An 11922-nucleotide genomic window follows, 5' to 3' on the forward strand; every position below is an offset into this window, starting at 1 on the left:
CACGCCAGGCGACAGACACAGAAATCAACTTCACGCGAACTGCCGGAGCAGATAGAAACCTGAGCCCTCACCCCGTTAGATTGCGAATTGTTCGTTCTGTGCGCTACTGGATCGCACCCGGTCACTATCGTTCCCTGCGTGAACGCGCATGCCAGCCGGAAGCGGCAAGCATAGGCGATCGAGAGAAGCCGACCGGATAGCTCTCAATAACCGCCGTAATCCTGATGCCAGAGCTAGATGCGCTCCAAGTCCTCGAACTTTTTGTTTTTTGAGATCGATGACCTCAATCCAGATGCTCCACTCCCCGTATTACGGCCTCGGGAAATAGATTCTTCCCGACGATCGCGGTGCGGGCCGCCGTGACATCAGGGGCGAAAACCACGACTGCCAAATCCTTCACCGCTCGTGAGCAGCACACGTAAAAGAGGCGACGTGTTCGATCAAGTACGGATTCTTCATCTGAAGCAATCCTGGCTTCGTCGCTTTCCGAGAGCGGGACGTACCCAAAATACTTTCCATAGGAATATTGCCGGAAGCCAGCTTCATCATCGTCAATCACGACCAGAACACGCTCAAACTGCGCACCTTTCACACCATGATGGGTCGCGAACGGTGATTCCTCGGTGAAGTAGCGCCGGTAAGCCCAGAGTTCGTCGACACCGCACGCCAGGTACGCCTGAACGTTCTCGAATCCGCTGCTGCCGTCGTCTACCGGCTCGGCAACCAGATGCACGCCAAAGCGATCGTCGAGGCGCAACAGTTCGCTATCGCGCACAAGTGTCAAGACGTCTCGCACGGTCGCCTGCGATCCTTCCGCCAATAACGCCACAAGCCCGTCGAGCGCTTGTTGCAGCGCTCTAAGAACAGGTGCCGTCGCCTGTCCTCGAAGCCGCTCGGGCTCGAGTTTCGGGCTTTCGCTGCGCAAGACCGACATCACGGTGAACTGATCCCCCGCTCGCGCCGCGACGACAAGCGGGAGTATGTGCTGGGCAACCGGGCGGAGGGGCCAGGCTGTTCCATCGGTCAAACCCTCACTCAAGCTCATTGGGGCTCGGTCATTGAGCGCGGCATACAGATTGGGAAAGCCGAGCCGGGTGGCGGCCATGCGGTGCACCAGCACAAGCAGGCGCACATCGCCCTCCCGCATATCGCTTAGCCAGAGATCATCCCCGGTTTCGACCGCCAACCACCGCCGAACAGCGGCGAGGTGCGCGCTCCGTTCACCGTCCGCCGGGAGGACGAACAGATTAGAGGAGCCAGCGACGGGTTGCTGGATGCCATCAACGGTCACTGTCCGACCACGCACCTGCTCTAGGCGGTCGCCACCGGCGCGGATCGCATTGATGACCCCAAGTACTGATGTCGGGCAGCGGAAGTTCTCGGGTTTTGTGACCTCCGCCCAGCCGTCGTTCAACGGCACAGCGCCTGCTCTGCTCATATAGATCTTCTGCATGGGGTCACCGAAGAAACCAACGCAAAGATCAGGATGGTCCCCCGCGATTTGTCGTAGCGCCTCCACCACCTCCGGATTGGTGTCCTGGCTTTCATCGACGAAGATGTAGGGAAAGCGTTTAGCAACAAGAAGTCTCAGCAGTGGATGCGAAGCGACACACGCTGGAGCAAGCTTAAGGATATCGTCGTGGCCGAGAATGCCCTCGGCGTAACTGCTGCCATTGCCGTAGACGAACTTCCCGACTCCACCGATCGCATCCAACTCGGCCTCCAGATCAGCAATCTCCTGTGCAAGACGCGCCTTCGTTCTCTCCTGCGTCCGGGGCCTGTCGTAATGTTCGCGTCGCTCCGCGATCTTCTCCTCGATACGGGTAGCGACCCAGGTCGCGATATCGATATGAAACGGCCGGATGATCGACCACAAGAAACTGTGGATCGTCGAAATGTGGAATAGCGGCGAGACGCCAACGTCGGCCACAATTTCACCGACAGCGACTTCGGTATATGTGATGCAGGCAATTTGCTGCCCCGCCCGACGCAGAGCGGGACCGCGTGTCTCGGCCAGATGCGCGATAGCCTTGATCAGCGAGGTCGTCTTCCCCGACCCTGCGCCGGCGACCATGACGAACGAGCGCGGCGGCATCCGATCGAGACACGCCCGAACGTCCAGGTCGGCTTGCGTGTTGGGACTGCCAATGCGGCTCGTCACGCAACCACCCCATCGCCAGCGACAACCACCCCGTTCGCCAGCTCAAGACCGCCTCCTTCTTGCTGCTCGCCGTCTTCACCATCGTCTAGCGACGGCGGCGCGATCTCGGTCTCCAGCCAGCACAGGCCCTCGGCGATATAGGCCGGGACCGTCCAATTACCCGGATCCTCGGCGAGCAAGGCGAGCGCGAAGTCGGTCTTGCTGAAGCTCTTTGCCTGCACCCGCTTGTGGATACGCTCCGCAAGCGTAACCAGGTCCTTTTCGCCAGCCTTAGCGATGCGGAGCTGAAGCGGCTTGCGGTCTTTGTGTTGGCACCATTCCAGATTTTCGAGCGCGAATGCTTCCTCTAGCGTACGACCGGCGAGCGCCAAGGTTTCTCCGCCCCAGGTCACATCAGTCCGGCACTGATAGGCAACCCGTACCAAAGCGTCATTGTCGTTCGCCCGTGCCTGAATCTTCTGCTCAGCCGACGCAGCCCACAGGGCGGCGATCGTCGCACATTTCGGTAGCCATTGGACCAACGTCTGATTGGATGTCGCTGCGCCGGGTTGGCCGGCGACGCACGCCTTACCGGGCTTCTCCGCCACCGCAGGCGCATCCTCATCTTCATCGTCCGTGTCTTCGACGTCAGCGTCCGGAGCCACCGCATTCTCAGCTGGCGGCGCCACGTGTGCTGGCTGAACATGGGCAGCGTCCTCGCCGTCCTGCGCCAGTGGACCAAACACGCTGTCAAGGTCGGTGATAATAAGCGTCGTGAGGCCGAGAAACTCGATCAGCGTCTTGAATCGGAAGCCGAACGCCCCGCCGATCTCTAGGACGGTGAGATAGGTCGATTGCAGTCGCGGCGCCGCATTGGCGATCATCTGCGGCAACAGCAGCCGTTCAACATTGCCTTCGACCAGCACGGCGCCGTCGGCAAAAAAGAGATCGCAGTGCGCAAGCTTCAAATAGCGCTCAAGAAAGCTCCGAATGTCCGGGTCAGTGCTGTCGTAGAAGAGCGATAGGTTGAGGACATCCGAGGTCGGTACATTCTGCAAACGGCTCCGACGAAAATAGCGAATCGGCCGGAAGCCTCGTTCGTAAAGAATGTGAGTCGAGTGGGTCGTGACGACGACTTGGCTCGTATAGTGCGTGCGGTCCTCGTCCTTAAGCGCGAGGATATCCATCACTTTCCGGATGAAGGCCTGTTGAAGCTGGGCGTGAAGGTGCGCCTCGGGCTCCTCGACAAAAATCAGGTGGACCGGCGGACGGCTCCCCTCGATCGCCAGCCACTGGGCGTGAAGATCGAGCAGTTCGACAACCATGAAAATGAGGTTCTTGAAGCCCAAGCCGTTATAGTGGTCGGGCAAAGTGGGCGGGTCGGGATTCCCGTCATCCCCACCCAGTGCATAGTGGACGATCGCACCATCGCGCCCGTTCATGATCTTGACCGGGTCGAGCGCCGAGCGGATCATCATGCGCGGGTTTGAAAGACCCGGATAACCTAGCTTCGACAAGCTCTTAAGCGTCGGCTCGAACACCCGCTCAAGATGCTCATTGAGCGAGACCTCTGACGCTGCCAGGGCACGCAACGCCTCGATATCTTCGCCTTTCTGTTCGAGGTTGCGTCCATAGAAGCGACTGAGCACGTGGGAGAGATCCTCGGCGCGCGAGCCACCAGGGCCGTCCGAGAGATGGCGTTGCGCGTTCAAGAAGTCGATATGAAGAAGACCGTTCAAGATCTCACGCCCACTCCGGTCGCGACCGGTTAGCGGGGCCGGGGCATAGCCATCCTCTGGGATCATATTCGCGCTGAAACGTGCAGGATCCAGTACGAAATGACATAGCTCATATTCGTCGTGCAGCCTGTCGCGGAGGAACTCCCGCAGGTTACGTGGCGATGGGTCAAAGACTGGCGCTCCGTCTTCATTCTTTGCGACTGCATCGAGCGCGCGCTGACGCACTTCCGCATAGCGCGCCCGCGTCTCCGCAGGATTTCTGGGCGCGTAGGCGACACGCATCCCCACCAGCGTGCCCTCCCAAGCCAGGCTGGGCAGAAGATCGATGACACGGTGAACATCGTCCGGGCCGATTTCGAGCCAGATGTCGATTTCGATCTGAGGCAAGGACGATTCGCCTTCGCCTTCGCCCTCACCGAACGCGACGATGTCGGGCCAAAGCTCGGCGCTGAAGTCGTGGATGTTGAAACGACCGCCTCCGGTGAACAACTGGAGGGCGTGCCCAACTGATGTCTTGCCGCTGTTGTTCGCGCCGACGAAAATCGAGATGTCGGATGCAAGATCGATCACGACGTTGCGTAGCCGCCTGAAATTGCGGACGACCAGCTTTTTCAAATGCATCCCCATCCCCCGGTTATTGGACCACCCGCGTGCTCAAAAGGCCAGCTTTCTTAAGCAGCTTACTACACCGTTTCTCTGGAAGCGATGACCTTGACGGCCGCTAGTCGCCGCAAAAGTGAATGGACAGTTCTTCCGATTACGCGATCGTCCACGGATTTCGCTCAACGTTCCGCGATTGGGCCGGCGGGAACACGTCACACACCGCGAAACGGTCTCGGCTGCCCTGTCTCACAAATTGCCCGACAAAGCCGAAGCGTCATACGTTCGCTGCGAGCTATTCCGATATAAATGCGATTGATGGAAAATTGGGCAGACTATTGTGGCAAAAGTCCGTGCTGACCAGCCCGGAATTGTCTGCCGCGCAAAGGTGCGGACCACCGAACCGCCCTCCAGGGGATTTCCCGTCCTTCACGGCAGACAGCCTTGGGGCACCAGTTATCAGACACTATTTATAATAGGCACCGGCTTATGCTGACATCCAGCTGTCAGCCAGGGATTTAGGGATTTCAGAGGGGCAGGCGGCCAACCCTCCGGGGGAAGGGAAAGTATGGATACCATCCGCACCGTCGATATGATGTTGATCGATGATCTGTTCGACATGGGCGGCGGCTACGTCCTGAACTTTACTGATCGCACCTTCGCTCAGTTTTTCGCGAGCGAACTGGGTGTCAATATCGACGACCCACGCTACGCGCAGGGAGGGAACTCAAAGGCAAAGCGCCTTCGCTACTTCCTCCAGAATGTCGACAAACCAACCGCTATCCGGACACTCGATGCGCTCTGGCAGTATCGAGAGGCTCTTCGCGCCCGCACCAAAGAGCCGGAAAAACTTGAAGACGCTGGAAGAAAGCTACGCTCGCTCATCAATCGGTTGGAGGGACGCCCGGACAACACTCCCCCAACTCCGCCAGCCAGCCCTGCCTTCGACAAGGCAAAGATTGCCCAGATCAAGGGCAACCTGCTAAGCATTACGTCTCTGGAACCGCATGCACGCGGTTACGCATTCGAAAAATTCCTCCGGGATCTGTTCGACGCCTATGGATTGGCGCCCCAAGATCCGTTCCGCCTTCGGGGCGAACAGATCGATGGCAGCTTCCAGTTTGGCAACGAGACGTATCTGGTCGAGGCGAAATGGCACGGAAAGCCGATAGGTGTCGGCGAACTTCATGTCTTCCATGGGAAGATCGAGCAGAAGGCCGCCTGGACCCGTAGCCTGTTTGTAAGCAATAGCGGCTTCACTGAGGAGGGCCTCGCTGCCTTTGGCCGAGGCAAACGCGTGATTTGCATGGATGGCTACGATCTGTATGAAATGCTCAACCGCGAAATTTCGCTTGACGAGGTTCTAACCCGCAAGGTCCGTGGCGCGGCAGAAACCGGTGCGCCCTTCCTGCGCGTACGCGACCTCTTTCCAAACTGAGCCTGAAAGGCGGCAAACATGGTTCAGTTCAACGATTGGTGCGATTCTGCCGACACTCCCATTGGGAATCACTATGTCCGGGTCATTACCAGCAGGCCGGCAGATGTTCCCACTGGTATCCAGTTGACCGCGTCCACCGTGCCTGGTCACTACGCGGCGGAAGAGCGCGTGTCCCGCGCACTGGCGCGCCTGGGGAAGGTCGAAGCTGCGAGGATGGTGACTGACCTGTTGCCCCAAACACCACAAATCAGGTCCGGCGATCTTGGCGAAATCTATGCGACGGAATGGATCAACTCCCAAAGCGGCTATCGCGCTCCGGTAAAGCGGCTTCGCTGGAAAGATCATCGTGAAATGGCGATGCGCGGTGACGACGTTATCGGCATGATCCTCGATCCCGAGACCCAACGTCTACGCTTCTTGAAAACCGAGGCCAAAAGCCGGAATAATCTGCGCGCACAGACCCTTACAGAGGCGCGGGCCGGACTTGACAAGGATGGCGGTCTTCCGTCCGCTCACGCCCTCTCTTTCATTTCTGCGAGACTGCTCGACCTCGCGGATCTTCCGTTAGCGGACGCAATCGACGACGCGCTCCTCCGACATGGAATTCCCGTCGATAACGTACGTCATCTGTTGTTCACTTTCTCCGGTAACGCACCACAGGCGCTGTTGGAGCAGTCGCTGCAGGCGTATCCCGGTCCAATCACCCAATGGGGCGTTGGCCTCCACGTCGATGGACACGCCGCTTTTATCGGTGCGGTCTACACACAAGTGATCGCCAATGGCAACCACCCCTGACGCAATCGGACAAGCCATCACCGAAGCCGCGGCCGCTGGGTTCCGCGGTCGATTGATCGCACGCGGCCAGGCGCGTGCAATGATCTGGCGGGATGGCATCCTGCCAGCTGACGCGCCGGCCTTTTCGCCCCAGCTCAGCTTCGACCTTCACAGCTACGGCTATGCCCTCCTCAACCTCGGCCTGCGCCTCCTGGAGATGGGCGGCGATCCGGGTCAGGCCCGTCTAGCTTTTGAACAGGCGGCGACCGCCCTCGAGGCCGTCATGGCGAAAGGCAACCGCCGAGAAGTGGATCGAGACTTTCACTTCGTCATGGCGGCCGCCAGCTACCATCTCGCCCACCTGTCGGCACGCGCGTATTCGTTGCTCGCCATCGTCGCTGCAGACGAGAATTTCTCGCCGGTCGAACGAGCTCTCGCACTACTCATGCGGCGAGATATCGCTACCCTCCGGGCTCATGTCTACGCCTTTCGTCTCGATGGTCAAGGTTCCGATGCTCGGATCGCTGGCCTTTTTCAGGAACGCCTTGGACAAGAAAATGTCGCTGGCGACCTTCAGCGCGATGGTCACGACTTCCTGTTCGAAGGTCTCGATCTCGCCCTAACAGACATCTTCTTCGGCGCGCTTGCTCAGTTCCTGCTCGCGCTGGAGCGCGGTGAGCGACAACTCGTCGAGCGTGCTATTGGCATACTCCGGGAGAACCTGGGCATATGTGCGGAGCTTAATCTCCTACCGCAGTGGTGGTCACATCGCGTCGCGATCCATCTTCTATCTGATCTCTGGTCGAACAGTTTTCATGAGAAGGTGCCACTGCACCCTGCCGGGGGAGCCGCAGCCGACTGGACGAACCTCCGCGAAATGTTCATTGCGTCGCTCGGATGCCGTCCCAAAGCCGAGGTGGATCTCTGGCCATCCCAAATCCTCGCCGCTACCCGCGCCGTGGACCAGACGGACAATCTCGTCGTGTCACTAGCGACCAGTGCAGGAAAAACGCGAATCGCTGAACTCTGCATTCTTCGCTGCCTGGCAGCGAACCGCCGGGTCATTTTTGTCACCCCGCTGCGCGCCCTGTCAGCTCAGACCGAAAGCACCCTCCAGCGCACTTTCTGCCCGCTCGGGAAAACCATCTCTGCTCTCTACGGCAGTATCGGAGTTTCTGGATTCGATGAGGACGCGATACGCGGACGGAACATTGTCGTCGCAACGCCTGAGAAGCTTGACTTCGCCCTGCGCAACGATCCATCCCTTCTCGACGATGTTGGCCTGCTGGTATTCGACGAAGGCCATATGATCGGACCTGGCGAACGCGAAGTGCGCTATGAGGTTCAGATTCAGCGCCTTCTTCGCCGGCCAGACGCCGATCAACGTCGGATTGTGTGCCTGTCGGCCATTCTGCCCGATGGCGACCAGTTGGAGGATTTCTCCGCGTGGCTGCGTCGCGATCATCCCGGTGGCCCAATCAAGCACGACTGGCGCCCTACTCGACTACGCTTCGGCGAAGTAATCTGGAACTCCCCCACCGCACGCCTGAATCTTCGCGTCGGCGAGGAGCGCCCCTTCGTTCCTCGCTTCCTGACTGGCGTTGCGCCTCCGCTTTTTGTTCGACCCAAGAGGCGGCGCACACGCCCATTCCCGAACGATCAACAGGAATTGAGCATCGCTACAGCATGGCGACTTGTCGACGACGGTCAGACCGTTCTGATCTATTGCCCCCAACGACGCAGCGTCGAACCCTTCGCTGAGGCGATTGTCGATCTGCACGAACGAGGCGCGCTGCGATCCTTGCTCACTGACGCCCCTGCCGTCCTGCAAACGGCTATCGCGCTTGGAGAAGAATGGCTCGGAGTAGAGAGCAACATTCTCAAATGCCTCCGGCTCGGCGTCGCGCTACACCACGGAGCGTTGCCCACAGCTTATCGCAAAGAAGTTGAGCGACTCCTGCGTGATGGTGTCCTGAAGGTCACGATCTCTTCACCAACGCTCGCTCAAGGGCTCAATCTCTCCGCAACGGTCATCGTTATGCACTCGCTTTACCGCAACGGAGAGCGAATCAAGGTTTCGGAATTCAAGAACGTCATAGGCCGCGCTGGACGCGCCTATGTCGACGTCGAGGGCCTGGTGCTCTTTCCCATATTCGAAGATGTGCGAAACAAGAAGCACAATGACTGGGTCGAATTAATTGAAGACCTAGGCGCACGCGAGATGGAAAGTGGCCTTATCCAGCTCATCGTGGGTCTACTTGTGCGCATGCACGCCCGCGTCGGCGGTGACCTCAAGAATTTGATGGAGTATGTGGTCAACAACGCTGAGGCATGGACTTTCCCTGAGGTCATCGGCGAGAGGGCCGACAAGCGCGATCGCGCCTTGAAGGAATGGGAACGCAATCTCCCCACCCTCGATACCGCCATCCTCGGCCTGATCGGCGACATAGACGTCCCCGATGATGGTATCGAAGCAGCACTGGATGCAGCCCTCCAGTCATCGCTGTGGCAGAGACGGCTCGTGCGCCAGGACGCTGCCAACCAACAAGCCTTTCGAACCACACTCCTGACCCGCAGCCGCTACATTTGGGCACGCTCCACGCCGGCCGCTCGCCGAGGCTATTTCCTTGCTGGTCTTGGCCTTGAGGCGGGGCGTGCCCTTGATGCCGTAGCGCCCGAAGCTAACCTTCTACTCGTCCAGGCCAATGCCTCACTCCTTGTGTCTGATGCGGAAGCGGCCATCCAGGCGATTACAGCGCTCGCCGAGCGCGTCTTCGGCTTCTATCCCTTCACGCCTGATCCGTTTCCGGATAACTGGCGGCACATTCTGCGGTGCTGGCTCCTGGGGCAGCCGCTCGCTGACCTCGTCGCCGGACAGGAAGGCGACGCGCTGCAGTTCATCGAAGGTGGCCTCGTCTATCGCCTGCCTTGGGCGATGGAAGCGGTGCGGGTACGCGCGATTGCGAATGGTGATGTAGTCGGTGACTTTGGGCTAACGCTGAATGACTACGAAGTCGGCCTGGCTGTGCCCGCAGTAGAAACCGGAACGATGAATCGCTCCGCCTCCATCCTGATTCAGTCCGGTTTCAATTCGCGGCTCTCCGCCATTAAGGCGGTGAATGACACGGCCGCAACATTTACCACTGGCTGGGAACTCCGCGCTTGGCTGCGATCACCGCTCGTCACAGCCTTGTCCACTCAACCTGATTGGCCCACCGCGGAAACCAGAGCGTTGTGGCTCGATTTCACGCGGGATTTCGCCCCTTTCGATGGTCGGACATGGGCTGAGCGCCGGTATCGAGCACAAGTGCAATGGCATGGGGTTCCTCCGCCGCCCGGCACTCCCATGACGGTCTACCATTGGAATGGACAACCAATCGTGCTGTCAGCCGAAGGAACGCTGCGAGGCGCCCTCAACCATCCGCTCAATCCCAACCGCCGTGGCCTCGTTCGCGCCACTGTGGCGCAGGAGCACGGCCATCTCGATCTGAGCTATCGCGGCCCTGATGACCTATGGATACCTTGAGGCACGTCCGTTTTTTTGTCACAGTTTCCCAGCTGTGAGATGTGAGATGTGAGATGTGAGATGTGCACGCTATCGTTTGAACTACAGAGCCACGAAGTATTGCGCGCCGATTTCTGCTCATCAAGGTCATCAGATCACCGAACCTGTGGAATGTGAAGGCTACATCGTGAGTAGACTACCCGCGGCGAACATTCGCAGAATCATCCGCATTCCGGAACCCGAATTTCTGGCCCTCACCTGCTGCGCAAACTGGAGAAAACCGCTTGGCTGAGCCTGTCGCGCTGGACGCCACCGTCATATACCAGACCGCAAATCCGACTCCGCCATACGGGCCATATCAGTTCGTGCCCCCATGAGTTCGCCATCATGGCACAGCAGACGCCTGACCTGAAGGGCCAATGCCCATGGCGTTAAGGAATTCCTCATTTGACATCACGTGAGACGATCCGATAGGTGCTTGCAATACCGTATTTAAGGCGGAAATTGTATTTCTTAGTGCCTCGATCGTTCCAGTGTCGTTCGTGACCAGCGTGTCCCCCCTACAAATGTCAAGACAGGACGCGATATAAGCATCTTCGCAGTCGTTGGTGTCAACGTTCAGGGTTACTTCGTTGATCGGCCGAGCATTGGCGTACTTATACAGTCGATGTATCAGGTAGCCTGCGTAGGGAACGGTCGCAAGAAACGCTGGTGATTGAATATCTCCATTGAAACCAGGGTTCAAATGACGTATTACGCTAATCAGGCATGCAGCCAGATTTTCGGGTAGCAGGGTATGCTGCCCGTTCAGTTCTGGATCTAGCTGTATGACGGTAGCCAGCGATTGAATGTGAGATACAAACTCTGCCTCCTCGTTAGCCAGCCCACTGGCGATCCGAGCACCGACTCCTTTGCAGGACGCAACCGCACCATCCGGAAAGGTCACAGTCTTTTGATCCAGTTCCGCCAAGGTATTGGATTGCCGAACCGCCTCAAGCAACTGATCAAGGACAATTTGATCTTCGCGCCTGGACGGGTTGGCTTGCGTCCCGGTCCGTTGCGACAAAAGCACGAACGGGTCCTCGAGCATGCTGGGTATTGCGCACTTGAGAAAATTTCCCCGAGCCCGTAGATAGCGGGCCTCCTCATGGAGATGGCTCCCGAGTTCAAGCACAGAAAAAGTTGAGACCGAAATATCTGCCTTAGCTGCGACGAGCTCCAGCTTGGCCCTCGCAATTCCCTGAATTGCCGAGGTATCGAGAATGTACATTGCGGATTCCTATTCGGATAGTACAGGTATCGCTAAATCAGCCAATTGTTCCGTGCGGTATTCTAGCAAGCGCATCCGGACGCCCCTCACATATGTTGCGGGCCGGGCTTTCGTGCTGCGCGAGCCACTTGAATTAGCTAACTCCGACGAAGCTGGAAGCATGGGGCGCTTCAGTCAGCTTCCCTTGATAAGATTGTCTTCTGTTGCACATGGCAGGCGGCGTCGACAATAACATGTCCGTATGACGGCCGTTCGTGCTCACACCACACTCTACATATCGAATCGACAGTTCCGCAGAAGCGCACATTCGGCGATCAAAGGGAAACAAATCATGCAAGACATCGGTCACCTGGCTCCCTTTGATCGAGAGCAACTTTACGAAGATGTCTGGTCAACTCCCATGAAGCATCTCGGAACGAAGTACGGCCTTTCTGGATCGGATATCCGACGCGTATG

At 58.4% G+C, this 11922-nt stretch carries 6 protein-coding genes; 3 read left to right on the plus strand and 3 right to left on the minus strand.

The features are described from left to right. Nucleotides 1-283 precede the first annotated feature (283 nt). Nucleotides 284-2161 (minus strand): UvrD-helicase domain-containing protein, encoded by a 1878-nt coding sequence (locus C7402_RS16290; RefSeq protein WP_116611313.1) that lies wholly within the window; start codon nt 2159-2161, stop codon nt 284-286. Then, a complete protein-coding gene (locus C7402_RS16295; protein ID WP_116611441.1) occupies nt 2158-4500 on the minus strand; it encodes an ATP-dependent nuclease in 2343 nt (780 codons plus the stop codon). The genes C7402_RS16290 and C7402_RS16295 overlap by 4 nt, the downstream gene beginning before the upstream one ends. 547 nt (nt 4501-5047) lie before the next feature. Here C7402_RS16295 and C7402_RS16300 point away from each other — a divergent pair. Genes C7402_RS16300 through C7402_RS16310 form a run of 3 tightly spaced genes read left to right on the plus strand, consistent with a single transcriptional unit; the run spans nt 5048 to nt 10217 of the window. Next, the gene (locus tag C7402_RS16300) at nt 5048-5917 is read left to right on the plus strand and encodes a restriction endonuclease (protein ID WP_116611314.1); all 870 of its coding nucleotides are present in this window, start codon (nt 5048-5050) and stop codon (nt 5915-5917) included. 18 nt (nt 5918-5935) lie between these two features. Continuing rightward, nucleotides 5936-6712 carry a Hachiman antiphage defense system protein HamA gene (locus C7402_RS16305; protein ID WP_011488759.1) on the plus strand — a complete coding sequence of 259 codons (777 nt, stop codon included), beginning with the start codon at nt 5936-5938 and terminating at the stop codon, nt 6710-6712. After that, entirely contained in the window at nt 6696-10217 is a 3522-nt protein-coding gene (locus tag C7402_RS16310; RefSeq protein ID WP_116611315.1) for a DEAD/DEAH box helicase, read from the plus strand. The genes C7402_RS16305 and C7402_RS16310 overlap by 17 nt, the downstream gene beginning before the upstream one ends. Before the next feature lie 364 nt (nt 10218-10581). Here C7402_RS16310 and C7402_RS16315 read toward each other — a convergent pair whose 3' ends face one another. Beyond that, nucleotides 10582-11466 carry a hypothetical protein gene (locus C7402_RS16315; protein WP_011488766.1) on the minus strand — a complete coding sequence of 295 codons (885 nt, stop codon included), beginning with the start codon at nt 11464-11466 and terminating at the stop codon, nt 10582-10584. Nucleotides 11467-11922 lie beyond the last annotated feature (456 nt).

It is taken from the genome of Paraburkholderia unamae (assembly GCF_003096875.1).
Taxonomy (GTDB): Bacteria; Pseudomonadota; Gammaproteobacteria; order Burkholderiales; family Burkholderiaceae; genus Paraburkholderia; species Paraburkholderia unamae.